Below are 26,259 nucleotides of genomic sequence, written 5' to 3'. Positions count from 1 at the left end.
AAGTTCAGGGCGATCGCCATGCAGGCAACATCGGGGCGATCGCAATGCAGGCAAAATCAGGGCCGCAGGAGCCAAATTTCAGACTATCTGGTATAATAAAATAGCCAGCTCTAATAATTTTCAATAGCTATGAACTATGAAAACTCAAGAACTTCGCCAGAATCTTAAGCAATCCATAGATCGCTTATCTCCTGAACGGCTGATCGTTGTGGCTGATTTCTTAGCTTATTTAGCAGAACGTGAAAGCAATGAAGCTACGGTGGAATTATTAAAAATTCCCGGTTTTCTTGAAGTATTTAATAAAGCCCAAAAAGATGTAGCAGCAGGTAAGGTGACGACCGTTGAGCAACTCAAACGAAAATACTGATGAAAGTCTAAAGTTTTATTCAGTCGTTCTTAGCTTTGATGCTCAGGAGTTTTTTGAAGAAGCATCAGCTTCTTTACAACGCAAGCTAGATATAGCAACCCTAAATCATTCGCCTAATTATTGTAGGGGCAATCCCCCTGTGGTTGCCCCGATAGATAGGGGGTAGGCACGGGGAGTAGGGGTAGCACTACCCCTACAAATTTACATGAATGATTTAGGATTGCTATAGATGTTTTGAGATGTTGAAAACTGACCCTCGCAGTCATCCAAATATTAAGCAACTCAAAGGCGAATTAGCTGGATACTATCGCTATCGCGTTGGAGATTATCGGGTAGTTTATGAAATTGATGATGAGCAAAAGCGTGTGGTTGTGACTGTTATTGCTCATCGTCGTGAAGTGTATTAGGGCGCACTTTGGGAAGAAAAGGGCGATCGCACATTTATTTATTCACTGCTTTTTACGTGATGTTCAACATACGAGCGCAGCACAGCGTTCATTAAAGATTGATAGCCTTTTCCTTGGCTTTTAAACCAATCTAATACATCGCTATCAACTCTTAAAGAAATAGCTTGTTTTGTCAGTGGTGTTACGAGTTTTGCTTTTGCCCAAAAATTCGCATCTAATTCAGGAATATCAGAGGTATCGATCGCAGATTCTGGAATATTTTCTAATTTTTCAAGTCGTTTGCGCGAGATAGTCATATTCAAAGTACCTAAAAATGTATATACAAAGCGTATATACTTAGAGTATAGCATAAAGGGCGATCGGATACTCACTCAGGCGGGCCAAAGCGATCGGGCAAGTCATCAAGAGTTAACCGGCGCGATCGCAAAAAATTTGCCAAAGCTTTCATCTGGGCAATTGTGAATGTCGGCACGTTATCTCCGGCTTCCCAGCGACTCACAGTGCGTACCGATGTCCCAATTTGCCGAGCAAATTCTTCTTGGGACATTCCTAACTCATCTCTGAGTTTTTTCAGCGGTGATTCGCCAGCTTCTTCTTGAGGTTGTCTTCGCTTAATCATTACAAAATGTGACATAGTGTCTAGACTACTTGACAAAACAACTTTGTCCAGACACTATGTCTATATAGACAGCAAAAGGGCAGAGTACGGGAAATCAGCCCTGCCTTTCTAGTGTCTCATTTTGTCCGCAATCTATTGCAGAACTAGGATGAACTACAAACAACAACTTTACCCGTGGGTGATTTACCGCCACCTGCCCAACCTGCAACGCCTGACTGTGGCGCGTTTTCGCCGCCGAAACGACGCCGAGGAACACTTGCGGATTATCAAAAGATTGCTGCCGTAAGCGGAGTTTGCGAGATCCTTTGAGGTGAATTCGCAACAGCTAACAAATTGTGCAAGATAGTATAAGAGCGATCGAACTTTGGGAATAAAAGGGCGATCGCTTTTCCCATAATTTTAAATGGAGATATAATAGAGAGCAAGCAAAAACTCTTACAACCAAATCTATGTTTACTTATAGCAAGGTACTGAATCAAGTTAAAAGCCTCACGCTTGCAGACAAACTGCGGTTATTAGAAGAATTGAAAAAGATGATTCAGTTACGGGAAGAAGTTGCCGAAGATGATGAAGTAATTTCAGCAGAAGAAATAGCAGAGAGCGAGGCTGCTTGGCAAGATTACCAAGCTGGTCGCGATCGGGGGATATCCTCCCAAGAACTCAAAGTGAAGCTATTTGGAGAAAAAAATTGAGTGACTACATTCTCCTGAAAGCAGCAGAACGCTATTTATCGCGAATGCAACCGGATGACCAAGTACGAATTGTCAAGGCTTTAGATACTTTAGTAAGTGACGATAGAGGGCTTGACATTAAGCAACTTAAAGGTCGTCCTGAATTAAGGCTGCGAGTGGGTAAATATCGGATACTTTTTGTAGAAGACAGGGAAAATCAAGTATATGTTGTGACTGCGATTAATTCTAGGGGGGATGTTTACAAATAAGGGGGCTCGCACTTTCTTTGGGGAAGAAAAGGGCGATCGCACTTCCCTCGATCCTAAATTGCTATAATAACAATCAGCCAAAAAATCTCAACATAAAGCCTATGTCTACTTATAGCGAGGTACTGAGTCAGGCTCAAAATCTTACTCCTGACGAGCAACAGCAGCTTTTAGAAGTATTGTCAGCTTTGATGCGCGATCGGGTAACAACCCAAACTCAGGGTAAACGATCGGAAATTGATGCAGCACTAATTGAAATGGTAAAAGATCCAGAGTATCAAGCTCAAGTGCTACAGATCGAGGCTGAGTTTGCGGTAGCGAGTTGGGAAGCGCTGCAATTGGGAGAATCTCCTGTATGAACCGGGGAGAAGTCTATGATGCTAGACTTGAATTTGTTGAGGGTTCTGAACAAGGAGGAACCCGTCCTGTTATCATCAAAGTTAAGGAACTAGCAGGAGTTAGAGAAAATTACTCTAAAAATGGATAGCTAAGTTACAGATACAACCGTACTAAAGTTGCTATTATTTATTATTGATAATCCCACAGACTAGGAGATTAAGATGCAAGTCAAAGACATGACAGTTGACCAATTGCGGGACTTAATTCGGCATACCGTGGAACAGTGTTTAGAAGAATATTTGGGCGATCCTGATGCAGGTTTAGAAGTTAAGGAAGAAGTCAAGCAGAAATTGTTAGAGTCAACGAAGCGCAAACAAGCAGGAAAAAGTAGCGTCGAACCTGGGGAAGTTTATCAAAAACTCGGCATAAAATAGTAATGAGCTATTCGGTTGAGTTGACTGCAGAAGCTCTGGTTAACCAAGAAAGATTGACTCAGGCTGTGCAGGAGCGTATAGGTAATAAAATCAATTGGTTGGCGGAAAATTTTGAACAAATTACTCCTATGCCGTTGTCGGCTAATCTGGCAGGTTTCTTTAAGTTAAGAGTGGGTGATTATCGGGTAATTTATTCTTTTGATGATGATTTAAAGGTGATTACTATTCACCAGATTGGACACCGGAGAGAAATTTATGATTAACTGAAGTGCGATCGGACTTTGGGAAAATAAGGGCGATCGTACTTTAGGAAGAAAAGGGCGATCGTACTTTGGGAAAATCAGGGCTATCGCACTTCCCTCGATCCTAAATTGCTATAATGACAATCAGCCCAAAAATCTCAACATAAAGCCTATGTCTACTTATAGCGAGGTACTGAGTCAGGCTCAAAATCTTACTCCTGACGAGCAACAGCAGCTTTTAGAAGTATTGTCAGCTTTGATGCGCGATCGGGTAACAACCCAGACTCAGAGTAGCAGTGAAAGATTGCCCAGGAAAAATTTAAAGAGATGGCGAGGTTTTTTGCCGTATCGTGTGGATGCTTTGGAATTCCAGTTGCAACTTAGAGAAGAATGGGATGATTAATAAATATCTTCTCGATACCAACATTCTGATTTACTACTTCTATGACGAGCCGGAGGTTCAGCCTATATTTGATGAGATTGAAGCTGGAGATGCAGAGGCATTTTACTCTCCGATTAGTTGGGTGGAGTTACTTTGTTACCCGGCATTGACAGAAGAACAAGCGAATGAGATGCGAGAATTTTTGAGGCTTCTTAAGTGCGTATCATTGACAGAATCAGTGTTAGATAGTGCAGCCCATATTCGCCGAGATTATCGCTTAAAACTAGGTGATGGTGTAATTGCCGCCTGTGCTTTAGTTGAGGGATGTGTTTTGGTGACTCGCAATGCTAAGGATTTTAAGCGTGTTAATGGGTTAACTATATTGAATCCATTTGATTAGGTAAAAGAAGGGGCGATCGTACTTTGGGGAAGATAAGGGCGATCGCTTTTCCCCGAATCCCGAATTGAGATATAATAAATACCCCGCCAAAAAATCAACGAAATTTAGTGTAAGTTAAGATAGCCTATGTTGACTATTGAACAGATAGAAAATGCGATTCTCCAACTTCCGCCCAACAAGATTGGAGAGTTGTTAGAATGGTTTCTAAATTTGGATTACCAACGATGGGATGTTCAGTTAGAGAAAGATATTGCTGAGGGTAAACTGGATGCTTTAGCAGCAGAGGCGATCGCAGATTTTGAGAGTGGTAACTATCGAGAGATTTAATGCACTATACGAAGGAGAAAATTTTGGGATTGTTACAATGCTTTGCCATCAAATGTACAAGCTACAGCAGATCAGTGTTATGAGTTGCTGAAGGCAGATCCGTCTCATCCTTCTCTGCATTTTAAGAAGGTTGGTAATTATTGGTCTGTAAGGGCCGGACAGGCTTATCGGGCGTTGGGTGTTGAAATTGAAACAGGCATTTTGTGGTTTTGGATTGGTACTCACGCAGAGTACGATCGGCTGATAGGAAAATAATGCCGGTGGTGAAAAAATACAGGTTGCGATCGCCTACCTGATGACTTAAAATAGAAGAGACATAGAGCTGCGTGGTCAAAATGGACAGAATCTCCGTCAACCCTCAAATTCACTTCGGTAAGCCTTGCATAATGGGTACGCGCATTACTGTACAAAGCGTTCTCGAATTACTAAATGAAGGGCTTTCTTTTGGAGAAATTATCCGAGACTACTATCCCGATCTGGAAATGGATGATATTCGGGCGTGCTTGCGTTATGCGATCGCACTGGTGGCGGCTGAAGATGTGCATTTGGCATTAGCTTAAATTATGAAATTTCTGATTGATCAAGATGTGTATGCTGTCACCACAAAGTTTTTGATTGATGCAGGACATGATGTAATTGTGGTCGCTCAAATGGGTTTAGCGCAAGCAAGTGATGAAGAAATACTGAGAGTAGCGCAAGCAGAAAATCGTATCCTGGTTACGCGAGACAGAGATTACGGAAATCTTGTTTTTGTGAGGGCGATCGGAACAGGTGTGATTTACCTTCGAGTCTTACCTAAAATGGTGAATGAAGTTCATAAGGAACTAGCAGGAGTTATAGAAAATTACTCTGAAGTAGAACTAAAAGGGGCATTTGTGGTTGTAGAACCTGATGGATATCGGTTTAGAAAACCGCTTAGATAGGGTGTTAATTAGTTTGGTGTGGGAAAGCAAAGGGCGATCGCGCTTTGGGGAAATAAGGGCGATCGCGCTTTGGGGAAATAAGGGCGATCGTACTTGGGGAAGATAAGGGCGATCGCACTTGGGGGAATAAGGGCGATCGTACTTGGGGAAATAAGGGCGATCGTACTTGGGGAAGATAAGGGCGATCGTATTTGCCTAGCTCCTAAATTGCTATAATGACAATCAGCCCAAAAATCTTAATGAAGAGTCTATGTCTACTTACAGCACGGTACTGACTCAGGTTCTCAAACTTGCACCAGATGAGCAAATGCGACTCATCTCTGAATTGTTTGCACATATTCGTCAACGGGTGATTCCTAAGCCGAAGCGCAGTATTTTAGAATTATCAGGTTTGGGTAAGGAAATTTGGCATGGGATTGATGCTCAAGAATATGTCGATCGGGAAAGAGATTCATGGAATGGATAGCTCAGTTACAGGGACAAGTTGTCGGATTGGATACTGCGCCTCTGATTTACTTTATGGAGCAAAATCCAAAATATCTAGAGATGATGCTGCTTTTCTTTAAATCGTTTAATCGCGGTGATTTTAGGATAGTGACATCAACAGTAACGCTCGTAGAAGTGCTAGTTCATCCCCTGCGACAGAAAAATACTGCCTTGGCTCAAGAATATCGTGAAATATTGATGAATCAAGAAAGTTTAACTGTTGTTGAATTAACTCCAGATATTGCTGAAACAGCGGCACAACTGAGAGCAACTTACAATTTGCGATCGCCCGATTCCATTCAAATGGCTACAGCTATCCGTGAGGGTGCTTCGTTTTTCTTGACAAATGATGCGCGGTTGCCTTCTTTACCGGGGTTAACGGTTTTAGTGTTGGAGAATTTGAGAAGTTGAGGGAGTATTTTTGGATGGGAAGAGAGGGGCGATCGTACTTTGGGAAGATAAGGGCGATCGTACTTTGGGAAAGATAAGGGCGATCGTACTTCCCGACTGCTTAACTTCGATCGTGATTGTAAACCAGCCAAACAGCGTGGATCATGCCGGGAATCCACGTAAAAACAAATGTGAGCACCAGGCTGATCCAAAAATGAATGCCAAGCCCAACCGTCAAAAATACGCCCAGCGGGGGAAACAAAATCGCCGCGACTACGTGGCTCATCTGAACGGGGCTTTGCTTATTATCACTGATACTGCTGTCACTACTTCCTTCCGCATTCCTCAGTATGTTAGCCCACATCATAGCCTCCTGGGATGCCTTAGTATCTCCCTGAGCCTGGGATAATCTAGCTGCTGTATCGAAGTCTGAAGCGGCGCTTTTCATATCATCTAATGACATATAAGCTCCACCTCGTCCATAGTAAGCTCTATAGTAATTACGATCTCTGCGAATTACCTCTGTAAAGTCGATAATTGCTTCATGGTAATTTTCGAGGTCTTTGTGACAACAGCCTCTTCTTTGGTGGATTTTAATATCTTCTGGGTCTAAACGAATGCTTTGGTTAAAATCTTGAAGCGCTGCCTGATAGTTTTTTAACTTAATATAAATATCGCCTCTCAAAGTGTATGCTATCTCATTCACGTCACTATTATTAATAGATAAAGCTTGATTGCAATCATCTAGTGCCCTCTGTAAGTTACCTGTAATCTCAAATAAGGATGCACGAAATGAATAACCTTGAGCAGAATTAGGTTGAAGTTTCAAAAATTCATTGCAATCTTTAATAGCTTCTTGATTATTTCCCAACTTTTGCCATGCAATTTGTCTGTACCAGTAAACTTGCGAGTCATTGGGGGTTAGTTGCAATAATCGGTTGCAGTCTTCAATAGCTGCTTGGTAATTTTGACTTTGAATATGTAACTTTGCCCTGATCCGTAATTCTTCACTTTGATCCGAATTATTCATGTTAAATAGTTCCTTTTAAAACTGTACTAACTTTTAACTTCTCGGCTACGCATCCACTCAGCTAAACGCTCTAGCTGCTGTCTTAAAAAGCTCTTGATAACCGGCTGCCTTTTCACATAGTTAGCGACGCTAGGGCTAATCTTGTAGTATAAGCTGACTAACACTTGACCAACAGGATTGGTTAAAAGTTTTTTGTCCCGGAAATTGCGGAAGGTGTCGATGTCTGGGTGTGCGGAAGTGCAGTAAGCTGCTGTGGCAATGAAGCAAGAGCTACTAGAACTACTACTAATAATAACTCCTTTGGATGGCACAAGAAATGTTTCATAGGAACAACATTCTTCATAGTATGAAACCATTTCTCTAAATATGGGATCGTCTGAATTGTCAATAATAGCTTGATGGCTTTTTTCTAAAAAAGCTTTAGCTTCAGCAAATTCAATGTCATCAGCATCTAATTCTATTTCTTGTTTTAATTTCTGATAAAAAATAAGTTGTTCAGCACTTAATAATTTTTCATTTTCACCAATGGTCTTTACTATTTCTTCAAAGATTTTAAGGAATACTGATAATTTGTAAGGTTCCTTGAGTTTCGTATAACACTTTTTAATTTAGCCTACTATGTCAACAACAAATAAAAGTAAAAAGACTTGGGTTTTTGGAGATAATGCAGCACTATCTAACGCGCAAAAACCAAAAAAATTCTCGAAAGAGTATAAACTAAAATTGTATTTTTCAAGAGCCTTTTTATAGTATCCTAATTTTTGATATTTTTTAGCTTCCAAGCAAGAAGCTTTAGCATCCTCAAGCCTCTTGAAGGTAGTATCTTTATATATATAATCACCTTCATTTAGGTTAAACATTTTTCCACTCCAAATTGATATTTTCAACAACAAGCCAGTACATTTTTGTGATCGATCGCCCAACCTTTAACTTTTCCTGTAAATGTGGGCGATCGCAATTTTTCTCAATCAATCCTTCCATTTCTGAATGGAACTATAAGACAAGGTTTGCACCACCGCTAATTCTAGATTTAATATGTGACCACCACCCAGGATTGTCATTATGCCTTAAAACAACTTGTTTGACATCACTAGGTAATTCGTCAAAAAGCTTCTGAACAAGTGCTGTTCCACGACCTTGATTTTCATTGTTACGGTGTACATCTGTATTGATGATATCAACTGTATCTTCTGATATTCTTTTTGCGCTAATCGAGTCTCCCCAAGCATCTTCACAGCGTATAATTATCCAATTGCCAATCCTATTAAGATCCTCATATTGGTGGTTAGTATCAACGTAAGTTTCCATGCTAATTCCTATTTATTCTATTACCTATTTTCAGATTAAAACCTAGACACATGCTATTGGGTAAAGACACACTTATGAGTTCTTCAAAGCCTCTAATTGTGCATACAAATCTTGTAACGTGCTTTTCTGGCTTGATGTTAAATCAGCATTAGCAAGATAAGCAGCTATTTGAGCGATCAGAGCATCCCTAGTGCTGGTTGACGAAGAACCTTTTTTTACTTCGTATGTGACTTGTTCACGAAGGCTTCTCACTTTGGAATCCATATCCTCCATTGACATAAGATATTGCTCCTTATTTTACGAAATGTGTAAAAATACTCAGCATTTGCCGTCGGAACTGTAGGGACTTACCCCAGACACCCCGCAAATGCCAGAAATATTGACAAGCCCGGATGTAGCACGATCGCCCTCAGTGCAACCAACCTCTACTCCAAAAATCATACAACGACCCCATTTCGCCATCGCCCACCCACTCGCGTTATAAAATGTTATGTAATGTTATCTAAAAAGTTATAAAAAATAAGTTATAATAACTAAAAATTACCCCAGACGCGATCTATGGAGCTTCAGGAAGTCTTAAGATTTGCCGATGAAAAAGTTTTTTCTAAAACAGGGAAGCACTTAGACGACCTGCAAGAAGCTATTTTAAAAGAAACGCTCCAAGGTCGAAAATATGCAACAAAAATAGCGCAAGACCGTGATTGTAGTGAAGGTTATGTTAGGGTTGCTGCTTCTGAATTATGGAAGATATTATCAGATGTATTCGGCCAAGACGTTACTAAAGTAAATGTTAGAGCGATACTGGAAAGGGCAAAATTTTACACTAATTTTTCACCAACTATTGGAAGCGAGAATGTAACAGTTAATAACAACCTCAATATTTGTCAAGAAAGGGCGAGAAGTCCAACAGAACCCCAAAACCCTCAACAAACTTCTAAACAACTCCACATAGACTTAGGCGACGCACCGGAAATATTCACCTTTTTCGATCGCACTTCTGAACTCTCCACCCTCGAAAACTGGATAACACAGGAACACACTCGCCTCATCGCACTCCTCGGAATCAGCGGAATCGGCAAAACAACCCTATCCCTAAGCCTGATCGATCGCATCAAAACCCAATTCGATTACGTCATCTATCGCAGCCTCCGCTTTTCCCCAACCCTCGATGCAACCCTCACCAACCTGCTGCAAATCTTTTCCCAACCATCCGAAATTCCCCAAAACATCGAAACCAAAATTGCCCAAATCCTCGATTACCTGCGAAAAAACCGATGTCTGATTGTCCTCGATGACGTACAGATGCTTTTGGGCAGCGGGCAAGTAGCGGGACAATATAAAACTGGATATGAAGATTATCAGTTGTTTTTTAAACTAATTGCCGAAGTTTGTCATCAAAGCTGTTTGATATTGAATAGTTGGGAAAAACCCAGAGAAATTGCCAGATTATCAAAAGATCATCATCCCGTGCGATCTTTTGTATTGGGAAGTTTAGGAGAAGCAGCTAAAGAAATTTTGAACTCACAAAAGTTATCCGATGAGGAAACATGGTCAACTTTGATTCATATTTATCAAGGCAATCCTCTGTGGTTGGAGTTCACTGCCACGCTGATTCAAGAGTTGTTTGGGGGGAGAGTTTCTGAGTTTTTGCACTGCGAGATGCCGATTTTAGATGAAGGGTTGCAATCTCAGTTATCTCAACCTTTTGGGCGTTTGACTGCGGCAGAGTTAGCAGTGATGGTTCACCTGGCTAATCAACCTGAACCCCTTGCTGTGTCGCAAATTTTCAACAAAATACCATTTTCTGCGTCAGAAATAGTCAATGCGGTGCGATCTCTTGGAAATCGGTTTTTATTGGATACGCAGGAACAGGAAAAGATAACTTTGTTTAGTTTAAATCCTGTGCTGAAACAGTATGTAAAAACTCAGTCTTCTTAGTCCGCGTAGGCGGACTTTGTTTGTGTAGACGCGGTTTCAACCGCCGTCTTTATTTTACCAGACAGGGTTATTCGTGGGGGAGGGCGGGTTTATTTAATCTGTCTGCAAGCTTTCAGGCTATTGGCGAACCCGCCCCTACAGGTTATTAAAAATGGTGCAAGATGTCGAGGTAACAAACCCAGATTTAATTTAAGTGCGATCGCACCCACTCTCTAAACTCTCTAATTCTCGCATTCTCTCCCTTTTCTGAGTCTAGGTGCATAAACTGTGCCAGTTCTTTGACAGGAAACGAGGCAAATGCCAAACTGGTTTCCGACTCGACATAACCCGTATCATTTAAAATGTTAATTATTAGTTTCCCCTTCTTCCAAATCCAAACCTCCGGCACTTTAAGTTCCGCATAAACCGCCATTTTATTGATAGATGAGCTAGTCCAATCAATTTCCACAGCTAAGTCTGGCGGCGGGTCATTTTTGAGATCAATTGTTAATTTTTCCCGCATTAAAGCTTCATTTTGAATATAGAAACATTCATCAGCTTCTTTACCCGCTTTTTTGGGTTTTGAACGCCAAGTAGATGATTTTAAACCGCGAATTTCAATCCCAATTTCCTCGGACAGCGCTACAATTAGTCGTCCGAGAGTCCAGCTATAGGTTTCATGTTCTGGTAAAGGTACCATAAGTTCTAAAGTTCCTTGGTAGTAAGTCATGCGCGGCGTTGAACGTTCGGCAAATATTTCTAACAAGTGTTCGTAGGTTTCCCAACTGATATCATGTAAAACCAGGTGAGAACCTGCAAGCTCTTCTTTACTGTACGCCTGGGTTTGAACCATTGCAAATACTCCACGAGAACTTTAACTCTATTTTACTCTATTGAACATTGGACAGGTGCGATTCCCTGCGGGATAGCTTCGCACGCGCGTACATTACCAGATTGATTCAAGATTCAAAATAAATCCGGGGAGAACATCTTCACCTGATACAGTGGCTGGAGATTCTAGCACTTCAACTTCTTGATTCAGACGGTAAATTTCTACTTGCCGTGATTTGCGATTAATCAACCAACCTAAAACAGCACCATTATCTCGGTACTCTTTCATCTTATCCTGAGTTTCTTTCAAACTATCGCTGGGAGACATTAACTCAACGACAAAATCAGGACAAAGGGGGGGAAATTTCTTTTGTTGTTCGGGGGTTAGTGCATTCCAGCGTTCTAATTTTACCCAAGAAGCATCAGGAGAGCGATCGGCCCCATTAGGAAGTTTGAATCCGGTTGAGGAATCAAAAACTTTACCCAGTCTATTTTGCTGATTCCAAATCCAAATCTGTGCAGTTAATCCTGCATTGCTGCTGCTAGTTTCTCCTCCTGCTGGTGACATGATAATTAATTCTCCTTTGGCTGTGCGTTCCAGTCTAATATTTTCATTCTCCTGACAGAGTTGAAAAAACTGCTCGTCTGTCAGCTTAATAATTGGATTGAGGTTGAGGGTGAGGGTAGTCATAGCGGTATTTTATCGTAGCTAAACGACCTTTATTGGGGATTGTAGCATATTGAGTGAGTTGCGAGGGCGATCGCTGGTAGGTTTAAGGGCAATGTAAACCATTGTCTGCATTAATTAGCAGACTTTAACTGCACCCCAATAGCTGATATTATTTTCTCTTGCCAAGCTGGATCGTCAAGTTTTATAGTAACTTTGCGAGGACGGGAATGCCGCCGATCCATGTAGGCATAGAAAGCTTCGCGATCGTCTCGATGGGTGAGAATGTATCGCTTTAGATCGCGATCGCTCATTGCAGCATAATTGACATTACTCATGGCTCAATACTCCCATCAGGTTGAATTTCAAGCTCAATTTCTTCGTTTTGTCCTGCTAAGATAAATAGATTAAGAGTCCGTTCATCTAAACGCACTATGTGAATTGGGTGGAACATAACGTTCGTAAGTAGATGACAAAGCCGATATAAACTCCGTAACTGTTCTGCCGTTGGTTCCCTCATACACTTATCATAATCTACTCCAAGTAGTTGCAAACAGTCATTTTGCCTGCCCTATTAAATTATAACCCTTCAATCAACTACGCAAACATCGATCGACCCTTCGGTTGAGGAATAGGACGACCCAGTGCGTTAGCCGTTTCTATCCACTCCTGCATAATAATCTCTAAATTTTGCAGTGCTTCTTGATAAGTTTCGCCATCCGCAGCGCATCCCGGCTATTCAGGTACTTCTGCAATAAATGCCTGGTCTTCCTCATTCCAGTCAATGATGATTTCATATTTCATTAAGGAATTTTAATTAACTCACTCAAAAAGGTCGATCGGGTTCCTGTCCTAATTCTTTGCAAAACTCTAGATAATCATCGATCGAGTTTTGAAATTCTTGGCGTGCTTCTTCAATAGTTTGTGCTTTAAAAGTCACTACGTCATTAATGTCAAGCACTCGCCCGAAAAGAATTTCCGCTTCTAAATCTACTTCAATGCTAGCACTGTAACCCTTGTAAGTCATCATGGCTGTAAGACTCTTCCTTTTAGCAAAACTCTAAATAATCATTCCTAATCACTGACATATTCGATATTCCAATCGTCTTCAGAGATCCCAACTGCTTCTAGAAAACGATGACAAAATGTTCTATGCCCCTTCGCCGATTTGTTTATAGCAACCCAACATCCATTGGATAACTGATGCCATTTTCCCTCACTTCCATCCGTGCGATTATCTTGGAAATTAGATTTAAGTAAAATTCTAGCTTTTTCAAAGTGCTCAGAGCGATTTTGAATCACCCACTCGCAGCATTGAATTGTAACTTGTCGCGAAGTTTGTTTAGAAAGTGGAATTTTATCACCACAGATTTGCATCAACTTTGGTTTAGTGAATATGGGAGTAGGGAACGCTTCATGTTCTCCAAGAGATGGCCAAATTTCGATAAACTTAATGCTGAGAAAATTAGCTCGTTCGAGAATAGCTTTTTCATCCCATCGGTTAATACTTTGAGAAAAATAGTCACTATTAATTCGCAAAGCGTGTTCAGCCAGTTTTTGCTTTTTCACCAGAAATGATGAATTAGAAAGTTGTGAATTCCACTCAGAAGTAACTAAAGTTAAATTTCCCAAGGTATGTAAATAATCTCCGTAGATTTGTTTGAATTTATCTCCCAGTTCATCTTCCCAATCTCTGCTTAGCTTTTGCGGCAAAATATGCTCAATAGTTGGACTTTGATCGAGGACAGTATACCCACCTGTTCCCTTGGACAAGTGCCGATTAATTGTGTCTATCACAAGAACCATTTTTTTTGTATTGTTTTTATCATAAAGATCATCGCTATGAATTGATTGCCTGACATCATTATTGTTAGGATATTTCTTAGTAATCAAGACGTTCTTCAAAGCTTCGGGTAAAGTAACTGATTCATCTTCATCTTGAATTGCTGTTACCTCTTTCCAAATGGATGTAAACATTCTAGTAATATAGTTAGTTGGTTCTCCACAAATGTGGCGCCGAACTAAATAATTTTCTAGTATTTTTAAGCATTCTATAAACTCCTCAAATTTATTTTTTTGAGAGTTGTACTCATTATAGAGCGTTAATAAAAACGGATAAGCAGTAGAAAGGTCGAAAGTATTGAGGCGAATTAATGCTGTTTTAATATCTTGGTTTACTTCATTTTCTGGTCGCAGTAGTTTGTTATAATATTCAGCAAATTTTAGGAGATTAGCAATTGCCAGGACAAATTCTTTGTCATCTAATTTTTTACAATAATCACGAAATCGTGCATAAATATGGGATTCGGCACAAAGATTTCTCGTTTCCATTGCTAAATAATGTCGAATAAAAGCTGTTAATTCCCCCATACCAGATTTACCAACTTTTCGTTCCTCTTGCAATAATTTTTCAATCTTTTCCCATTTAGTAAAAGCAATTTCCTGCTGAGATGTTGGCAGCATCATCGCCATATAGTTGCGTACTAAATCTGGCTGAGTTAACGGTTTACCTTTAGCATTCAGACTTTCAAAAATATGATAAGGACTTTCATTTTTATTGAGTTCTATGAAAACAACTTGAAAGGAGTTCTGTAAAACTGTAAAAAACCTACCAATATCTAGTTCACCTTCTTTAACTTTAGATTTAATCTCATGATAAAAATAATCATAAGCTTTCGGGATACCTGATTCAGTTTGAGGAATATTTTCTTGTAAAATAATCCTTTGATAAGCTTGGCGATCGCCATATTTATTGGTTGGCAAAAGTTTAAAATAAACCTCATCCTCCTTTTTCTCATCTGAATTGATTACAAATTTGTTAATCTTCTTAAAAAGCCTTTCCCTTTCATCAGTTGTTTCGACTGTTTCGACAAGATTCCGCAAAACAAGAAATAGTAAGGATAGGGTGGTCAAACGTTGCTGACCATCAACCAACTTAAAAGCTGTTATTGTGCCACGTGTTCCATCATTAATGACTACCAAAGACCCTATAAAATGTTCGGTTTCTTTTTCTGGATCGTATTCCTCATAAATTGCGATCGCATCATTTAATAACACTTCCCATTCAGGTTTACCCCAGCTATATTGGCGTTGAAAGTGGGGCATAACATAATGAATCTCACCACCGGAACTGAAAACTTTGGAAATTTTCCAACTATCTGCTTTCATTGCCTATCACTCCAAATATATCTAAAACTTGTTCGTCACTTACCCAGCCGCAGGTATCGGTAGTAAGTCGAATATTCCAATTATAGTGAAGAGGCAGGCTCCAAAGCCTGCCCCACACTATTTTATTCTACCCCCTCAATCCGGTCTTCCACCTCCTGATACAACTCACGCAAGCGATCCAAATTGTTCTCCGAAGTCTCCCAATAACCCCGGCCATTCACCTCAAGCAAAGTGCTGACAATCTTGCGGAACGAATGAGGATTCAGATTCAGCAAACGCTTCTGCATCTCCTCATCTTGGATAAACGTAGTGTTGACATCCTCATACACCCAATTATCCACAGCGCCCGCCGTCGCACTCCATCCAGTCGTATTCACCAGACGCTTAGAAATCTCCCGCACGCCTTCATAACCGTGCGACAACATCCCTTCGTACCACTTCGGATTCAGCAGCTTCGTCCGCGAATCTAAACGCACGGTTTCTGATAGCGTCCGCACCTGCGCGTTCGCTGTGGTTGTATCAGCAACAAAGGATGTCGGTTTCTTCCCATCTGCGCGCAAACTGCCGATCAATTTAGTCGGATCGGAGTCGAAATAGTGCGACACGTCGGTTAGGGAAATCTCCGCAGAATCCAAGTTCTGGAAAGTGACTTCCGCAGTTTTCAAGGATGATTCAAAAATCTTCCGATCTTGTTCCATTGTTCCGGGATTGTCCGAAGAAAAGGCGAAGGATTTGCGAGTTAAGTACATTTCCTGCAACTCGGCTTCGCTTTCCCAAGTGCTGTTTTCCACCGCCAAGTTGATGTTAGATGAATAGGAACCAGAAGCATTGGAAAATACCCGGGTTGCTGCTTGTCGCAGGTTGATTCCCATTTCTTCCGCTTGCTTCAGGGCGTGTTTGCGGACGAAGTTCATCTCTAAGGGTTCGTCGGCTTCCGCTGCCATTTTCACGGCTTTATCTAACAAATTCATTTGGTTGATGAACAAGTCGCGGAATACGCCGGAACAGTTAATTACTACGTCAATCCGAGGGCGTCCCAACTCTTCTAAAGAAAGCAATTCGAGTTTGTTTACCCGGCCCAATGCGTCGGGTACTGGCTTCACTCCCACCATCCACATTACTTGGGCGAGGGATTCGCCGTAAGTCTTGATGTTGTCGGTTCCCCACAACACAACGGCGATGGTTTCTGGGTAATTTCCGCCGTTATCAACGCGCTGTCTTTCTAACAGCCGATCGACTACAAGCTTAGCAGACTTAACCGCCCCCGTTGTAGGGATTGACTGCGGGTCTAAAGCGTGCATATTCTTGCCAGTCGGCAAAACATCCGGGTTGCGAATCGGATCGCCACCGGGGCCAGGCAGAATATACTCGCCTTCTAACGCGCGCAACAAAGCGCCTAATTCGTTGTCGGCACAAACTTGCTGCAAGCAGAATTCCAGATACTCAAACAGCGGTTTAATCGGTTCTGGATCGATTTTTTTGTAACCTGCAGCGTGCAAGGCTTCAACCCAAGGTGTTTTCTTGCCCATGTTGAAGAAATTCAACTTAGAAACAAGGGAAACTCGGCCCTCAGCATCGGTTTGTTCCTTCACCAAAGCGCCAACAGCATCCCGACAAGCTAAGGTGATGTTTTGCAGCAATTCGACATCAGTTAAAATGCCTTTGTCGCTGTTAGTGTAAATTTCGCCGATGTCGCGTCCGAGACTGTTAGCAATAATCCGTGGCAAGCTGATCAGCCCGTCTTCTTCGCGGTCTAAATTGGCGATATTCACCAAAGTTGCGATCGCCTCTTCCGCAGTCGGCGGCTTACCGATAACGTGCAAACCGCAAGGTAACAACCGCGACTCAATCTCCATCAACTTGCGGTAAACCAAGCCAACTAAATTGTCCCGTTCCTCCGAAGTCATTCCTGCAGCAACCCCTCTTTCTTGTTCGGGAGGTAGCGCAATATCTTTGTCCAAATTTACCAAACGGCATTTTTCGACGATCGCATCAACAATCGGCACACCGCGCCCAGTCTCTTTCAAAGTTTGATAAGAAGCAATTAACTCGCTTAGTTCCTGCAAACCTTTGTACAAACCAGCATTTTCAGCCGGAGGAGTCAGGTAGCTGATTGTTTCAGCATAACTGCGGCGCTTGGCAATTGTTGCTTCGCTGGGATTGTTGGCGGCGTAATAATAGAGGTTAGGAATTTTGCCGATCAAACTGTCGGGATAACAATCCCCAGACATTCCCATCTGCTTACCCGGCATGAATTCTAGCGAACCGTGAGTGCCAAAGTGCAGCACCGCATCCGCACCCCAAATGCGCTCCAAATATGTATAGTAAGCAGCAAAACCGTGGTGCGGGCTGGCAGAACGAGAGAATAACAACCGCATCGGATCGCCTTCGTATCCAAAAGTAGGTTGCACGCCGATAAACACATTGCCAAAATGTTTGCCGAAAATCAGCAAATTTTGTCCGTCGCTGTTCAAATGTCCTGGAGGCGGGCCCCAATTTTCTTGCAAGCGTTCCGAGTAAGGAGTGAATTCTTCGTATTCAGCTACCGACATCCGGTAAGCAACATTTAATTCGGGACTTTGGTATTGGGCTGTTGCGTCGTGGATGACTTCTTGCATCAGTTTTTCGGCGGAATCCGGCAATTCTGGCAAGTCGTAACCGTTGCCTTTTAAGGCTTTCAATACTTGGTAAATCGAGCCAAAAACGTCCAAATAAGCGGCTGTTCCGACGTTGCCTTTGTCGGGCGGGAAACTGAAAACTGTGATCGCAACTTTTTTATCTAATTTTGGTTTGCGGCGCAGCATTGCCCATTTCATGGCGCGCTGGGAAATTGCTTCGATTCTATCTTGCAGGGCGATCGCCTTGCCAGTTGCGCCATCACGTCCCGACAATATAATCGGTTCGATCGCGCCATCCAACTCGGGAATGGCAATTTGCAAAGCAACTTGAATCGGGTGCAAGCCTAAATCGCTATTTTCCCACTCTTCCGTCGTTTGGAAAACCAGCGGCAAAGCCACCATGTAAGGGCAGTTTAATTTTTTCAAAGTCTCGATCGCCTTCGGGTGATCTTGTTTCGCCGGGCCGCCCACCAGCGCAAAACCAGTCAGAGAAACCACCGCATCAACGATCGGCAGCCCTGCAACACCTTTGGTCCCAACTTCCAAGAAAAAAGTTTCGACTGGTTTCGAGAAGTCCAAACCGCCGGCAAAAATCGGCACCACCCGCGCCCCCATTGCCTCCAATTCCTGCACCATTGCTACATAGTGCGCGTCATCTCCCGTGACTAAGTGAGTCCGCTGCAACACCAAGCCGATGCAAGGTGCGAGGGGGTCTTTGAGGTCTGCGGAAATATCTTTGCGGGCGTTGTACCAGGTGAGATATCCTTTTACATCCTCAAACATCGACGATGCCAAAGGATGCCAAATTCCCATATCCGGGTAGACAACGGGCTCTTGGTATTGTAGGGGCAATCCCCCCGTGGTTGCCCCCTGGCCTTTGAATACATATTTATGTGACAGCATCAGCAAGAAGTTTTCCAAGTTTTCTTGGGAACCGCCCAGCCAATACTGGAAACTCAGCATGAAGTTGCGGGCATCTTGGGCTTTGTCGATGGGCAAATATTTCAGCACTTTCGGCAAAGTTTGCAGCAGTTTCAGCATTCCGTCTTGGAAGGAACTCCCGGATTTTTCCTTCCGTTTTTTCATGAATTCGCCGATCGCACTTTTGCTTTGTCCCAACTGTGCCATCGAGAAACTGCCCATTTTATTGAGTCGCATCACCCCGGGCATCGACGGGAAGACGACGGCGACATCCAAGCTGTCGCGCAGCGGTTCAACTGCCGCTACCACTTTTTCGGCCAAATCTTCGATGAAAATTAGAGAAGCAATAAATACATTGGCATCCGCCACATCCCGCTTGAAGGCCTCGTAATTTTCCGGGCTGCGGAGTTCCTCGATCAGGTAGCCGCTGATTTCTATTGCCAAATTCGGATTTTTCTTGTTTATCGATCGAACCGCTGCCGACAGGGCGCTTTGATACTGCGGTTCCAGTACGACATAGACCACCTTCATGAGCGATCGCCCCTGCAAGTTTTCCGGCACGACGTGGCGAATGGTGGGCTTGACGTGAGTGAACATCCGGTTAGGCTCCTTTAAGATGCTGTTTTCGGGAATCGGGAATTTTTTTATCCCATAAGCATTTTTACCAGAAAACGCTTGCCATTAGGCGATTTGAGCCTGCACATGACACAATTCGACAAATTTAGGTCAAATTTTCGTTACATTTTTTTATAAATTCCTTGAGCAAATACTCCAGTTTTTGTTTACAAAAATTTACTTGACATAAAGCTATTTGTATGTAAGTAAGTAATAACAGGGAGAAAAATAATTAAAAATTAACCAACGATTGAGAAAGAAATCCTGAAAAAAGTTCCAAGTTTTGTAGAAGTGATCAAACTTGCGATCGCTCAATTAACTGACGAAAAAAAGGCAGAAATTCTGAAGGCAGAATCGAGCCTTCGATAATTGCTGAGTTACCAAAATAGATATGTTCCTAGGAACTTAAAAATATTTCATAACGTCTGTTTTGTGTAAGTTCCTGATTGGCGATCGAGTTCATGGAAAGCTAATTGCTATAAACTATCAAGCTCATCAAAACATTAGGGGGAAAACATGGCTAACTACGCAGTTTTCGACGAACAATTTTACCTTGCCTCATATCCTTGGATCAAACCAGCCATTGATGCAGGAGTCATCAAATCAGGACTAGAACACTTTCAAAAATTCGGTCAAGCCAGCGGTCTAACCAAAGTATCGCGTTATTTTGACGAAAATGCTTACCTTACTGTCAACACAGACCTCAGACCGTTCGTCCGCACTGTCAATCCAAACGCGCCGTTTGCGAGTGGGCTCGATCACTTGATTCAGTTCGGTTACGAAGAAGGACAGCGCCGTAGCGCAGTATCGCCAGAGTACAGCGAAGATTTTTATTTAGCAAATAACTCGGATTTGCGACCGTTTGTCGGCCCCAATGCACCTTTCAAATCGGGATACCAGCATTTCATTCAATTCGGCTCAAAAGAAGGTCGTTTTGGAACTTCATTTTTTGAACCGGAATACTTAAGAGAAAACCCCGACATTGTGCCGTTTATAAACTCTGGAGCCCTGAGAACTGGTCGGGATCACTACTTCAATTTCGGGAAAAACGAGCCAAGCCGCGACGCAACTTTTGTTGGTAGCCGCAGCACCGATATTCTCACTGGTGTTGGTGTGGGGAATACCGAACTGATTGGAGTGGAAGTAGGTATCGATCCCAGGGGCAACCGGCAGTATGAAAGCTTTGGCACCAATGAATTCGATGTCCTGATTGGCAGTCCGGGAGCTGATACATTCGTACTCGGAGTTCCTCCTACAGCGGGGAATGTCACCCCGACCCCGCTGTATTTGGGTAACGGTCAAGCTACGATTCGCAACTTCAACGTAGCAGACGATTTGATCCAACTGCAAGGAAATTCTTTAAACGACGGCTACAGCCTGACTCCCGTTGGCAACAATTTGTCAATCCAACGTTTTGGAGATGTGATCGGCGTGATTGAAGGAGGAGCAAATTTTAATTTGACCTTCCTAGAATCTAACGGGAACGGTACTTTCTCGATTGGATAATCATTGGTCATTAGTCATCAGTCATCAGTCATCAGTCATTAGTTAATACTGAGGATTGATGACTTTTTTATTTGTTGTGGGCTAATGTGCTATGAAAAAGTACGATCGCATTTTACGTTCTTAAAGGAGCAACAATGAATTACGATATCTTCGACGAACAATACTATCTTTCGCAATATCCCTGGCTGAAACCAGCCATTGATGCAGGAATCATCAAATCTGGAAGAGAACACTTTGAAAAATTTGGTCAAGCCGCCGGCCTCACAAAAATATCGCGGTATTTTGACGAAGATACATATCTAGCTCAAAATCAAGATATTGCACCATTTGTTCGCACCGCCAACAACCCAAACGCGCCTTTTGCGACCGGATTAGACCACTTTATCCAATATGGTTACGAAGAAGGTCGCACTCGCGTATCGCCTGAGTATGACGAAGCGTTTTATCTCGCAAATAATCAGCAGTTGCAGCCGTTTCTCCAGAATGGAACTTTTAAAAATGGCTACCAGCATTTCGTTCAATTCCGCCTCAAAGAGGATCAGTTTGGGACTTCATTTTTGGAACCACGATACTTAGAGAGCAACCCCGATGTTCGGCGGGTTGTCGAATCGGGAGCCTTGAAAACTGGTCGCGAACACTACTTCAATTTCGGGAAAAACGAGCCAAACAGGTCCGCTACTTTTGTCGGAACTCCCGGCAATGACATCCTCACTGGTGTAGGGGTGGGGGATACCGTATTAATAGGAGTTGAACTAAATGATGTTACAAGAATTAATGGCTTTCCCGACCCCAGGCCATCTTATGGAAGTGACGGCAGCAATGAATTCGATACTCTAACTGGCGGTAGCGGCCGCGATACATTCCTGTTGAGCCGTACATTTTCCAGTATAGGAAGTGGTAGACGGACGTTTACCACGTACCCGTCCTACATCGGGCCGGGTTTTGCTACAATTCGGAACTTTACCCCAGGTCAGGATATCATCAATATAGGGCTTTCCTCAGATGAATTATTGGTATTTCCCATCAACAATAATCGAGATTTAGCTATTCAAAAGAAGGACTTCATCGCCGTTAACAATGGAGTTGCCTTCACCACTCCCCCTGACACGATCGCTGTTATTGAAGGTGGCGGAAATCTCACTTATAATCAACTAATTACAAGGATATAGTGTTATTAGCTCTTTACTTGGGTAGAAATCTCGAAGCTATTCAGGGTTTGCCTTAGTCCATCATGGGGAGACTTATTAATTTAAAAATCGGGAGATACACTTGCCAGAATTCAGGGGGGAGCTAATCTAAATCTGCAATTGATTGGAATTATAAATCTATTTAATCCTCCCGATTTTACCGCTTTTTTTGGTTATAAAGCATAGAGATTAAGTGAGATTTTACAGTGGGGTAAAATCACCCGATCAGGTAATTGTCTCAGTTCTGGATTATTGATAAATTGCATAAATACCTCATTAAAGCCGCAGTAGGAAAACATGGCTAGTTACGCAATTTTTGACGAACAATACTACCTTTCGCAATATCCGTGGCTGAAACCAGCCATTGATGCAGGAGTTATCCAATCTGGAAGAGAACACTTTGAAAAATTTGGTCAAGCCGCGGGCCTAACAAAAATATCGCGGTATTTTGACGAAGATACTTACCTTGAGGGAAATCCAGACCTTAAACCCTTTGTCCGCACCCCCAACAACCCTAACGCGCCTTTTGCGACCGGACTAGACCACTTTATCCAATACGGTTACGAAGAGGGTCGCAGCCAAGTATCGCCTGAGTATGACGAAGCGTTTTATCTCGCAACTAACCGAGTTTTGCTGCCGTTTATTCAGAATGGAACGTTTAAAAACGGCTACCAGCATTTCATTGAATTCGGCCTCAAAGAGGAGCAGTTTGGGACTTCATTTTTTGAACCGGGATATTTACAATTCAACCCCGATGTTCGGCTGCTTGTCGAATCGGGAGCCTTGAAAACTGGTCGCGAACACTACTTCAATTTCGGGAAAAATGAGCCAAACCGATCTGCTACTTTTGTCGGAACTTCCGGCCATGACCTCCTCACTGGTGTAGGGGTGGGGAATACCCGATTAATAGGATTTGAAGTAGGTTACACTACAGAAAGTAACGCATTTTTAGCCTCCCCCAGGGAATATTATGAAAGTGACGGCAGCAATGAATTCGATACTCTAACTGGCGGTAGCGGCCGCGATATATTCGTGTTGACCCGTAGAACTCGCACTCTAGCGGGTGGTAGATCGGCGGTTTACACTGACCTGTCCTACATCGGGCCGGGTTTTGCTACAATTCGGAACTTTACGCAAGATCAGGATACGCTCGATATAGGGGTTTTCTCAAATCAATTATTGGTATTTCCCATCAACAATAATCGAGATTTAGCTATTCAAAAGAGGGGCTTATTCGTCGTTAACAATGGAGTTACCGAAACCACTCCCGGTGACACTATCGCTGTTATTGAAGGTGGCGGAAATCTCAGTTTGAATCTACCAGTAGCCTATGGTGGGTTCTAGTGTTATTAGCGCTGTATTTGGCTATAAATCTCGCACCTATGCAGGGTTTGCCTTAGTCCATCATCGGGAGAGTTATTAATTAAACAATCGGCAGATACAATTGCCATAATTCATAGCGTAGCCAATCTAAATCTGCAATTGATTGTGATGATAAATCCATTTAATCCTCCAGTAGGTCTCACTTTTATGGGCGATAAAGCATAGAGCTTAAGTGAGATTTGACTGTTGGGTAAAATCACCCGATCAGGTAATTGTCTCTGTTCTGGATTATTGATAAATTGCATAAACAGCTCATTAAAGCCGCAGTAGGAAAACATGGCTAGTTACGCAATTTTTGACGAAAAATACTACCTTGCTCAATATCCTTGGGTCAAGCCAGCCATTGATGCAGGAGTTATCCAATCAGGAAGAGAACACTTTGAAAAATTCGGTCAAGCCGTCGGCTTAACTAAAGTATCGCGGTATTTTGACGAAGCTACTTACCTTGCTGGCAACCCAGACATCGCTGCCTTAGTCCGCACTCCCAACAACCCAAGTGCGGCTTTTGCTACAGGACTAGACCACTTTATCCAGTTCGGTTACGAAGAGGGTCGCACTCGCGTATCGCCTGAGTATGACGAAGCTTTTTATCTCGCAAATAACCGACAGTTGCAGCCGTTTATTCAGAATGGAACTTTTAAAAATGGCTACCAGCATTTCATTGAATTCGGCATCAAAGACGGTCAGTTTGGGACTTCATTTTTTGAAACAGAATACTTACTAAAAAACCCCGACATCGTGCCTTTTGTCAACTCTGGAGCCTTGAAAACAGGTCGCGAACACTACTTCAATTTCGGGAAAAACGAGCCTAACCGCTCTGCGACTTTTATCGGAACTTCCGGGAATGACATTATCACCGGTGCTGGGGTGGGAAATACCGAATTAATTGGAGTTGAAGTAGGTTATGTTACAAACAGTGATGGCTTTTCCATCCCCGGCCGAAATTATGAAAGTGAGGGCAGTAATGAATTCGATACTCTCACTGGCGGTAGCGGCCGCGATAAATTCATGCTCGGAGACCTTTTAGTAGGCAGTGGTGGTAAGGGATTCAGTTTCCCAACAAACTTATATATCGGGCCGGGTTTTGCTACAATTCGGAACTTTACCCAAGGGCAGGATAGTATTCAACTAGCAACAAGAGATATCCAACCTTCCTTAGATAAATTCTTGCTATTTCCCATCAACAACAATCGAGATTTAGCTATCCAAACGAACGGCTTGTTCGTCTCCCTTGCAGATGGAAGTTCGGGAATTAGTAGATTTGACACGATCGCTGTTATTGAAGGCGGCGGAAATCTCAAGTTGAATCTATTACCAGAATCTAGAGGTTCTCTACCTTTACTTGGCTAGAAATCTCGAAGCTATTGGGGATTTGGCTGATTGCGGCTGGGGAGTGCGATCGCACATTCGCAAAAAATGTGCGATCGCACTGTTGTGTTTGCCCTAAAAATAATAAAACAGGCTTAATAATAATTAACTTGACATAGTGAGTTCGTAGAGTTATTTATAGTGGGTCAAGTTTAATCGACAAGTAAGCAGACTAAGCTTAGAGTACAACTTATGACTAATTATGAAATTTTTGACGAACCATACTACCTGGCGCAATATCCTTGGGTGAAACCTGCTATTGATGCAGGAATTATAAAATCCGGCAGAGAACACTTTGAAAACTTCGGTCAAGCCGGCGGCATGACCAAAGTATCGCGTTACTTTGACGAACAAACCTATCTAGCTCAAAATCCAGATATTGCTCCCCTGGTTCGCAGCCCAAACAATCCAAACGCGCCTTTTGCGTCTGGTTTAGACCAATTTATTCAGTTTGGCTACGAAGAAGGCCGCACCCGCGTATCGCCTGAATATAACGAAGATTTTTATTTAGCAAATAACTCAGAGTTGCGATCGTTCGTTCAGAACGGAACTTTCAAATCAGGCTACCAGCATTTCATTCGATTCGGACTCAAAGACGGTCGTTTTGGGACTTCATTTTTTGAACCGGAATACTTAAAAGAAAACCCCGACATTGTGCCGTTTGTCAACTCGGGAGCCTTGAGAACCGGTCGAGAACATTATTTCAAATTTGGGCAATTTGAGCCTAGTCGCTCCGCTACTTTTGTCGGAAGCCGCGGCGATGATACCCTCACTGGTGTAGGGGTAGGGAATGCCGAATTAATTGGAGTTGAAGTAGGTATTGATCCCCAAGGCAATCGGCAGTATGAAAGCTTTGGAAATGAGGAATCTGATGTCCTGATCGGTGGCCCTGGGAGGGATACATTCGTACTCGGAGTTCCTGCTACCTCGGGTAATCCCACATCCCGTCAACTCTATGCGACTACCCCCGGTATAGTTAGAATTCGGAACTTTGATCAAGACAATGACAAGATCCAGTTGGCAGGAAGTCCCGATATCTACACAACAATGGAGGATGCTAACGAGTTCATAATCCTCAGCCCAAGATATGAAACAATTGGTATTATTGAGGGAAAAAATTTATCTTTTTCTACAACTCAGCCACAGGGGGACGGCACTTTCTACCTATTCCTTAAATAACCGGAACCTCGGTTATCTCTTTCTCGGTTAACATGGTAGGTGCGTTAATAACGCACGCTACTTAACTTTACCCAAAGTCAGGATAGCATCCAGCTTGCAGGGACTTTCTGAGAGTTCTTCTTGGTGTTTCCCATTAACAATAATCGACATTTAGCTATCCAAGCTAATGGCTTCTCTGTTGTTAAAAATGGAGGGGTCGAAACCAACCGCGGTGACACGCTCGCTGTTATTGAAGGCGACCGCAATCTCAGTTTTAATTTATTACTAAAATCTCTTTCTTTTACATCTTTCCTTCGATAGAAATCTCG

At 42.6% G+C, this 26,259-nt stretch carries 38 protein-coding genes; 24 read left to right on the top strand and 14 right to left on the bottom strand.

The annotated features are described in order from the left end of the window. Window positions 1-136: 136 nt before the first annotated feature. A complete protein-coding gene (locus tag QUB35_RS17920) occupies window positions 137-367 on the top strand; it encodes a hypothetical protein (RefSeq protein WP_333143136.1) in 231 nt (76 codons plus the stop codon). A 239-nt stretch (window positions 368-606) separates the two neighbouring features. Next, on the top strand, window positions 607-774 hold the full coding sequence (locus tag QUB35_RS17915) for a type II toxin-antitoxin system RelE/ParE family toxin (RefSeq protein WP_333143135.1): 168 nt from the start codon (window positions 607-609) through the stop codon (window positions 772-774). A gap of 38 nt (window positions 775-812) precedes the next feature. Here the strand turns inward: QUB35_RS17915 and QUB35_RS17910 are convergent, their stop codons facing one another. Next, entirely contained in the window at window positions 813-1,070 is a 258-nt protein-coding gene (locus QUB35_RS17910) for a BrnA antitoxin family protein (protein WP_333109585.1), read from the bottom strand. Window positions 1,071-1,141: 71 nt separating this feature from the next. Then, a complete protein-coding gene (locus QUB35_RS17905) occupies window positions 1,142-1,393 on the bottom strand; it encodes a helix-turn-helix transcriptional regulator (RefSeq protein WP_333143134.1) in 252 nt (83 codons plus the stop codon). 148 nt (window positions 1,394-1,541) lie between these two features. Between QUB35_RS17905 and QUB35_RS17900 the strand changes: the two genes are divergently transcribed. The 16 genes from QUB35_RS17900 (at window position 1,542) to QUB35_RS17825 (ending at window position 6,274) form a co-directional block, all read left to right on the top strand. Beyond that, on the top strand, window positions 1,542-1,679 hold the full coding sequence (locus QUB35_RS17900) for a hypothetical protein (protein ID WP_333143133.1): 138 nt from the start codon (window positions 1,542-1,544) through the stop codon (window positions 1,677-1,679). 163 nt (window positions 1,680-1,842) lie between these two features. After that, a complete protein-coding gene (locus QUB35_RS17895) occupies window positions 1,843-2,085 on the top strand; it encodes a hypothetical protein (RefSeq protein WP_333143132.1) in 243 nt (80 codons plus the stop codon). Next, window positions 2,082-2,333 (top strand): type II toxin-antitoxin system RelE/ParE family toxin, encoded by a 252-nt coding sequence (locus QUB35_RS17890; RefSeq protein ID WP_333143131.1) that lies wholly within the window; start codon window positions 2,082-2,084, stop codon window positions 2,331-2,333. The genes QUB35_RS17895 and QUB35_RS17890 overlap by 4 nt, the downstream gene beginning before the upstream one ends. 101 nt (window positions 2,334-2,434) lie before the next feature. Then, on the top strand, window positions 2,435-2,689 hold the full coding sequence (locus tag QUB35_RS17885; protein ID WP_333143130.1) for a hypothetical protein: 255 nt from the start codon (window positions 2,435-2,437) through the stop codon (window positions 2,687-2,689). Beyond that, complete coding sequence (locus QUB35_RS17880; RefSeq protein WP_333143129.1) at window positions 2,686-2,817, top strand: hypothetical protein; 132 nt, start codon at window positions 2,686-2,688, stop codon at window positions 2,815-2,817. The genes QUB35_RS17885 and QUB35_RS17880 overlap by 4 nt, the downstream gene beginning before the upstream one ends. A gap of 73 nt (window positions 2,818-2,890) precedes the next feature. Then, window positions 2,891-3,103 (top strand): hypothetical protein, encoded by a 213-nt coding sequence (locus QUB35_RS17875; RefSeq protein ID WP_333143128.1) that lies wholly within the window; start codon window positions 2,891-2,893, stop codon window positions 3,101-3,103. 2 nt (window positions 3,104-3,105) lie between these two features. After that, complete coding sequence (locus tag QUB35_RS17870; protein ID WP_333054057.1) at window positions 3,106-3,366, top strand: type II toxin-antitoxin system RelE family toxin; 261 nt, start codon at window positions 3,106-3,108, stop codon at window positions 3,364-3,366. Window positions 3,367-3,517: 151 nt separating this feature from the next. Continuing rightward, window positions 3,518-3,748, top strand: coding sequence for a hypothetical protein (locus tag QUB35_RS17865; protein WP_333109591.1), 231 nt, complete (start codon window positions 3,518-3,520; stop codon window positions 3,746-3,748). After that, window positions 3,741-4,127 carry a type II toxin-antitoxin system VapC family toxin gene (locus tag QUB35_RS17860; RefSeq protein ID WP_333143127.1) on the top strand — a complete coding sequence of 129 codons (387 nt, stop codon included), beginning with the start codon at window positions 3,741-3,743 and terminating at the stop codon, window positions 4,125-4,127. The genes QUB35_RS17865 and QUB35_RS17860 overlap by 8 nt, the downstream gene beginning before the upstream one ends. 126 nt (window positions 4,128-4,253) lie before the next feature. Then, the gene (locus tag QUB35_RS17855) at window positions 4,254-4,454 is read left to right on the top strand and encodes a hypothetical protein (RefSeq protein WP_333143126.1); all 201 of its coding nucleotides are present in this window, start codon (window positions 4,254-4,256) and stop codon (window positions 4,452-4,454) included. A gap of 42 nt (window positions 4,455-4,496) precedes the next feature. Continuing rightward, window positions 4,497-4,709, top strand: a complete 213-nt coding sequence (locus QUB35_RS17850; RefSeq protein ID WP_333143125.1) for a ParE family toxin-like protein — start codon at window positions 4,497-4,499, stop codon at window positions 4,707-4,709. An 80-nt stretch (window positions 4,710-4,789) separates the two neighbouring features. Continuing rightward, window positions 4,790-5,014 carry a DUF433 domain-containing protein gene (locus tag QUB35_RS17845; RefSeq protein WP_333031785.1) on the top strand — a complete coding sequence of 75 codons (225 nt, stop codon included), beginning with the start codon at window positions 4,790-4,792 and terminating at the stop codon, window positions 5,012-5,014. A gap of 3 nt (window positions 5,015-5,017) precedes the next feature. Next, a complete protein-coding gene (locus QUB35_RS17840) occupies window positions 5,018-5,377 on the top strand; it encodes a DUF5615 family PIN-like protein (protein WP_333102749.1) in 360 nt (119 codons plus the stop codon). Further along, the gene (locus QUB35_RS17835) at window positions 5,346-5,483 is read left to right on the top strand and encodes a hypothetical protein (RefSeq protein WP_333143124.1); all 138 of its coding nucleotides are present in this window, start codon (window positions 5,346-5,348) and stop codon (window positions 5,481-5,483) included. Before QUB35_RS17840 ends, QUB35_RS17835 begins: the two co-directional genes overlap by 32 nt. Window positions 5,484-5,627: 144 nt before the next feature. Next, on the top strand, window positions 5,628-5,843 hold the full coding sequence (locus tag QUB35_RS17830; RefSeq protein ID WP_333102747.1) for a hypothetical protein: 216 nt from the start codon (window positions 5,628-5,630) through the stop codon (window positions 5,841-5,843). Continuing rightward, entirely contained in the window at window positions 5,831-6,274 is a 444-nt protein-coding gene (locus QUB35_RS17825) for a PIN domain-containing protein (protein WP_333102745.1), read from the top strand. Before QUB35_RS17830 ends, QUB35_RS17825 begins: the two co-directional genes overlap by 13 nt. Window positions 6,275-6,374: 100 nt before the next feature. Here the strand turns inward: QUB35_RS17825 and QUB35_RS17820 are convergent, their stop codons facing one another. The 5 genes from QUB35_RS17820 to QUB35_RS17800 form a co-directional block, all read right to left on the bottom strand. After that, on the bottom strand, window positions 6,375-7,283 hold the full coding sequence (locus QUB35_RS17820; RefSeq protein WP_333143123.1) for a YqaE/Pmp3 family membrane protein: 909 nt from the start codon (window positions 7,281-7,283) through the stop codon (window positions 6,375-6,377). Window positions 7,284-7,309: 26 nt separating this feature from the next. Then, entirely contained in the window at window positions 7,310-7,639 is a 330-nt protein-coding gene (locus tag QUB35_RS17815) for a CFI-box-CTERM domain-containing protein (RefSeq protein ID WP_333143122.1), read from the bottom strand. Between the two features lie 252 nt (window positions 7,640-7,891). Continuing rightward, on the bottom strand, window positions 7,892-8,143 hold the full coding sequence (locus QUB35_RS17810; protein ID WP_333143121.1) for a hypothetical protein: 252 nt from the start codon (window positions 8,141-8,143) through the stop codon (window positions 7,892-7,894). Window positions 8,144-8,276: 133 nt separating this feature from the next. Next, window positions 8,277-8,591 carry a hypothetical protein gene (locus tag QUB35_RS17805; protein WP_333143120.1) on the bottom strand — a complete coding sequence of 105 codons (315 nt, stop codon included), beginning with the start codon at window positions 8,589-8,591 and terminating at the stop codon, window positions 8,277-8,279. Window positions 8,592-8,663: 72 nt separating this feature from the next. Then, window positions 8,664-8,843 (bottom strand): hypothetical protein, encoded by a 180-nt coding sequence (locus tag QUB35_RS17800; protein WP_333143119.1) that lies wholly within the window; start codon window positions 8,841-8,843, stop codon window positions 8,664-8,666. A gap of 306 nt (window positions 8,844-9,149) precedes the next feature. Here QUB35_RS17800 and QUB35_RS17795 point away from each other — a divergent pair, with 306 nt between their 5' ends. Further along, window positions 9,150-10,529 (top strand): ATP-binding protein, encoded by a 1,380-nt coding sequence (locus QUB35_RS17795; RefSeq protein ID WP_333143118.1) that lies wholly within the window; start codon window positions 9,150-9,152, stop codon window positions 10,527-10,529. A gap of 184 nt (window positions 10,530-10,713) precedes the next feature. On the opposite strand, the gene QUB35_RS17790 is transcribed toward QUB35_RS17795, so the two are convergent. The 7 genes from QUB35_RS17790 to QUB35_RS17765 form a co-directional block, all read right to left on the bottom strand. Then, window positions 10,714-11,361 (bottom strand): Uma2 family endonuclease, encoded by a 648-nt coding sequence (locus tag QUB35_RS17790; protein WP_333143117.1) that lies wholly within the window; start codon window positions 11,359-11,361, stop codon window positions 10,714-10,716. A gap of 93 nt (window positions 11,362-11,454) precedes the next feature. After that, window positions 11,455-12,030, bottom strand: coding sequence for a Uma2 family endonuclease (locus QUB35_RS17785; protein ID WP_333143116.1), 576 nt, complete (start codon window positions 12,028-12,030; stop codon window positions 11,455-11,457). Between the two features lie 110 nt (window positions 12,031-12,140). Then, the gene (locus QUB35_RS17780; protein WP_333143115.1) at window positions 12,141-12,344 is read right to left on the bottom strand and encodes a DUF6887 family protein; all 204 of its coding nucleotides are present in this window, start codon (window positions 12,342-12,344) and stop codon (window positions 12,141-12,143) included. Then, window positions 12,341-12,526, bottom strand: coding sequence for a DUF6888 family protein (locus tag QUB35_RS39190; RefSeq protein WP_445252003.1), 186 nt, complete (start codon window positions 12,524-12,526; stop codon window positions 12,341-12,343). The genes QUB35_RS17780 and QUB35_RS39190 overlap by 4 nt, the downstream gene beginning before the upstream one ends. A gap of 306 nt (window positions 12,527-12,832) precedes the next feature. Further along, the gene (locus QUB35_RS17775) at window positions 12,833-13,036 is read right to left on the bottom strand and encodes a type II toxin-antitoxin system HicB family antitoxin (protein ID WP_333143114.1); all 204 of its coding nucleotides are present in this window, start codon (window positions 13,034-13,036) and stop codon (window positions 12,833-12,835) included. Window positions 13,037-13,080: 44 nt separating this feature from the next. Beyond that, entirely contained in the window at window positions 13,081-15,174 is a 2,094-nt protein-coding gene (locus QUB35_RS17770; protein WP_333143113.1) for a DUF262 domain-containing HNH endonuclease family protein, read from the bottom strand. A 122-nt stretch (window positions 15,175-15,296) separates the two neighbouring features. Beyond that, on the bottom strand, window positions 15,297-19,310 hold the full coding sequence (locus QUB35_RS17765; protein ID WP_333143112.1) for a magnesium chelatase subunit H: 4,014 nt from the start codon (window positions 19,308-19,310) through the stop codon (window positions 15,297-15,299). Window positions 19,311-19,844: 534 nt separating this feature from the next. On the opposite strand from QUB35_RS17765, the gene QUB35_RS17760 reads away from it, so the two are divergent. The 5 genes from QUB35_RS17760 (at window position 19,845) to QUB35_RS17740 (ending at window position 25,951) form a co-directional block, all read left to right on the top strand. Then, complete coding sequence (locus QUB35_RS17760; RefSeq protein WP_333143111.1) at window positions 19,845-20,834, top strand: calcium-binding protein; 990 nt, start codon at window positions 19,845-19,847, stop codon at window positions 20,832-20,834. 134 nt (window positions 20,835-20,968) lie between these two features. Then, a complete protein-coding gene (locus tag QUB35_RS17755) occupies window positions 20,969-22,003 on the top strand; it encodes a calcium-binding protein (protein ID WP_333143110.1) in 1,035 nt (344 codons plus the stop codon). 315 nt (window positions 22,004-22,318) lie between these two features. Continuing rightward, complete coding sequence (locus tag QUB35_RS17750) at window positions 22,319-23,365, top strand: calcium-binding protein (RefSeq protein WP_333143109.1); 1,047 nt, start codon at window positions 22,319-22,321, stop codon at window positions 23,363-23,365. A 315-nt stretch (window positions 23,366-23,680) separates the two neighbouring features. Beyond that, entirely contained in the window at window positions 23,681-24,754 is a 1,074-nt protein-coding gene (locus tag QUB35_RS17745) for a calcium-binding protein (protein WP_333143108.1), read from the top strand. 210 nt (window positions 24,755-24,964) lie between these two features. After that, on the top strand, window positions 24,965-25,951 hold the full coding sequence (locus QUB35_RS17740; RefSeq protein WP_333143107.1) for a calcium-binding protein: 987 nt from the start codon (window positions 24,965-24,967) through the stop codon (window positions 25,949-25,951). The last annotated feature ends 308 nt before the right edge of the window (window positions 25,952-26,259 follow it).

Source organism: Microcoleus sp. B13-B6 (assembly GCF_036705405.1).
Lineage (GTDB): Bacteria > Cyanobacteriota > Cyanobacteriia > Cyanobacteriales > Microcoleaceae > Microcoleus.
This window is presented reverse-complemented; position numbering and strand designations above follow the sequence as displayed.

What these genes read in the sequence shown, in the direction of transcription:
- QUB35_RS17755 (WP_333143110.1), top strand. Translation starts at nt 20,969, where the DNA reads ATGAATTACGATATCTTCGACGAACAATACTATCTTTCGCAATATCCC.
- QUB35_RS17840 (WP_333102749.1), top strand. Translation starts at nt 5,018, where the DNA reads ATGAAATTTCTGATTGATCAAGATGTGTATGCTGTCACCACAAAGTTT.
- QUB35_RS17775 (WP_333143114.1), bottom strand. Translation starts at nt 13,036, where the DNA reads ATGATGACTTACAAGGGTTACAGTGCTAGCATTGAAGTAGATTTAGAA.
- QUB35_RS17875 (WP_333143128.1), top strand. Translation starts at nt 2,891, where the DNA reads ATGCAAGTCAAAGACATGACAGTTGACCAATTGCGGGACTTAATTCGG.
- QUB35_RS17885 (WP_333143130.1), top strand. Translation starts at nt 2,435, where the DNA reads ATGTCTACTTATAGCGAGGTACTGAGTCAGGCTCAAAATCTTACTCCT.
- QUB35_RS17780 (WP_333143115.1), bottom strand. Translation starts at nt 12,344, where the DNA reads ATGAGTAATGTCAATTATGCTGCAATGAGCGATCGCGATCTAAAGCGA.
- QUB35_RS17900 (WP_333143133.1), top strand. Translation starts at nt 1,542, where the DNA reads ATGAACTACAAACAACAACTTTACCCGTGGGTGATTTACCGCCACCTG.
- QUB35_RS17910 (WP_333109585.1), bottom strand. Translation starts at nt 1,070, where the DNA reads ATGACTATCTCGCGCAAACGACTTGAAAAATTAGAAAATATTCCAGAA.
- QUB35_RS17820 (WP_333143123.1), bottom strand. Translation starts at nt 7,283, where the DNA reads ATGAATAATTCGGATCAAAGTGAAGAATTACGGATCAGGGCAAAGTTA.
- QUB35_RS17790 (WP_333143117.1), bottom strand. Translation starts at nt 11,361, where the DNA reads ATGGTTCAAACCCAGGCGTACAGTAAAGAAGAGCTTGCAGGTTCTCAC.
- QUB35_RS17895 (WP_333143132.1), top strand. Translation starts at nt 1,843, where the DNA reads ATGTTTACTTATAGCAAGGTACTGAATCAAGTTAAAAGCCTCACGCTT.
- QUB35_RS17740 (WP_333143107.1), top strand. Translation starts at nt 24,965, where the DNA reads ATGACTAATTATGAAATTTTTGACGAACCATACTACCTGGCGCAATAT.
- QUB35_RS17920 (WP_333143136.1), top strand. Translation starts at nt 137, where the DNA reads ATGAAAACTCAAGAACTTCGCCAGAATCTTAAGCAATCCATAGATCGC.
- QUB35_RS17760 (WP_333143111.1), top strand. Translation starts at nt 19,845, where the DNA reads ATGGCTAACTACGCAGTTTTCGACGAACAATTTTACCTTGCCTCATAT.
- QUB35_RS17915 (WP_333143135.1), top strand. Translation starts at nt 607, where the DNA reads ATGTTGAAAACTGACCCTCGCAGTCATCCAAATATTAAGCAACTCAAA.
- QUB35_RS17860 (WP_333143127.1), top strand. Translation starts at nt 3,741, where the DNA reads ATGATTAATAAATATCTTCTCGATACCAACATTCTGATTTACTACTTC.
- QUB35_RS17815 (WP_333143122.1), bottom strand. Translation starts at nt 7,639, where the DNA reads ATGGTTTCATACTATGAAGAATGTTGTTCCTATGAAACATTTCTTGTG.
- QUB35_RS17825 (WP_333102745.1), top strand. Translation starts at nt 5,831, where the DNA reads ATGGAATGGATAGCTCAGTTACAGGGACAAGTTGTCGGATTGGATACT.
- QUB35_RS17905 (WP_333143134.1), bottom strand. Translation starts at nt 1,393, where the DNA reads ATGATTAAGCGAAGACAACCTCAAGAAGAAGCTGGCGAATCACCGCTG.
- QUB35_RS17785 (WP_333143116.1), bottom strand. Translation starts at nt 12,030, where the DNA reads ATGACTACCCTCACCCTCAACCTCAATCCAATTATTAAGCTGACAGAC.
- QUB35_RS17770 (WP_333143113.1), bottom strand. Translation starts at nt 15,174, where the DNA reads ATGAAAGCAGATAGTTGGAAAATTTCCAAAGTTTTCAGTTCCGGTGGT.
- QUB35_RS39190 (WP_445252003.1), bottom strand. Translation starts at nt 12,526, where the DNA reads ATGAGGGAACCAACGGCAGAACAGTTACGGAGTTTATATCGGCTTTGT.
- QUB35_RS17830 (WP_333102747.1), top strand. Translation starts at nt 5,628, where the DNA reads ATGTCTACTTACAGCACGGTACTGACTCAGGTTCTCAAACTTGCACCA.
- QUB35_RS17865 (WP_333109591.1), top strand. Translation starts at nt 3,518, where the DNA reads ATGTCTACTTATAGCGAGGTACTGAGTCAGGCTCAAAATCTTACTCCT.
- QUB35_RS17805 (WP_333143120.1), bottom strand. Translation starts at nt 8,591, where the DNA reads ATGGAAACTTACGTTGATACTAACCACCAATATGAGGATCTTAATAGG.
- QUB35_RS17795 (WP_333143118.1), top strand. Translation starts at nt 9,150, where the DNA reads ATGGAGCTTCAGGAAGTCTTAAGATTTGCCGATGAAAAAGTTTTTTCT.
- QUB35_RS17750 (WP_333143109.1), top strand. Translation starts at nt 22,319, where the DNA reads ATGGCTAGTTACGCAATTTTTGACGAACAATACTACCTTTCGCAATAT.
- QUB35_RS17835 (WP_333143124.1), top strand. Translation starts at nt 5,346, where the DNA reads ATGGATATCGGTTTAGAAAACCGCTTAGATAGGGTGTTAATTAGTTTG.
- QUB35_RS17745 (WP_333143108.1), top strand. Translation starts at nt 23,681, where the DNA reads ATGGCTAGTTACGCAATTTTTGACGAAAAATACTACCTTGCTCAATAT.
- QUB35_RS17845 (WP_333031785.1), top strand. Translation starts at nt 4,790, where the DNA reads ATGGACAGAATCTCCGTCAACCCTCAAATTCACTTCGGTAAGCCTTGC.
- QUB35_RS17880 (WP_333143129.1), top strand. Translation starts at nt 2,686, where the DNA reads ATGAACCGGGGAGAAGTCTATGATGCTAGACTTGAATTTGTTGAGGGT.
- QUB35_RS17810 (WP_333143121.1), bottom strand. Translation starts at nt 8,143, where the DNA reads ATGTTTAACCTAAATGAAGGTGATTATATATATAAAGATACTACCTTC.
- QUB35_RS17870 (WP_333054057.1), top strand. Translation starts at nt 3,106, where the DNA reads ATGAGCTATTCGGTTGAGTTGACTGCAGAAGCTCTGGTTAACCAAGAA.
- QUB35_RS17765 (WP_333143112.1), bottom strand. Translation starts at nt 19,310, where the DNA reads ATGTTCACTCACGTCAAGCCCACCATTCGCCACGTCGTGCCGGAAAAC.
- QUB35_RS17855 (WP_333143126.1), top strand. Translation starts at nt 4,254, where the DNA reads ATGTTGACTATTGAACAGATAGAAAATGCGATTCTCCAACTTCCGCCC.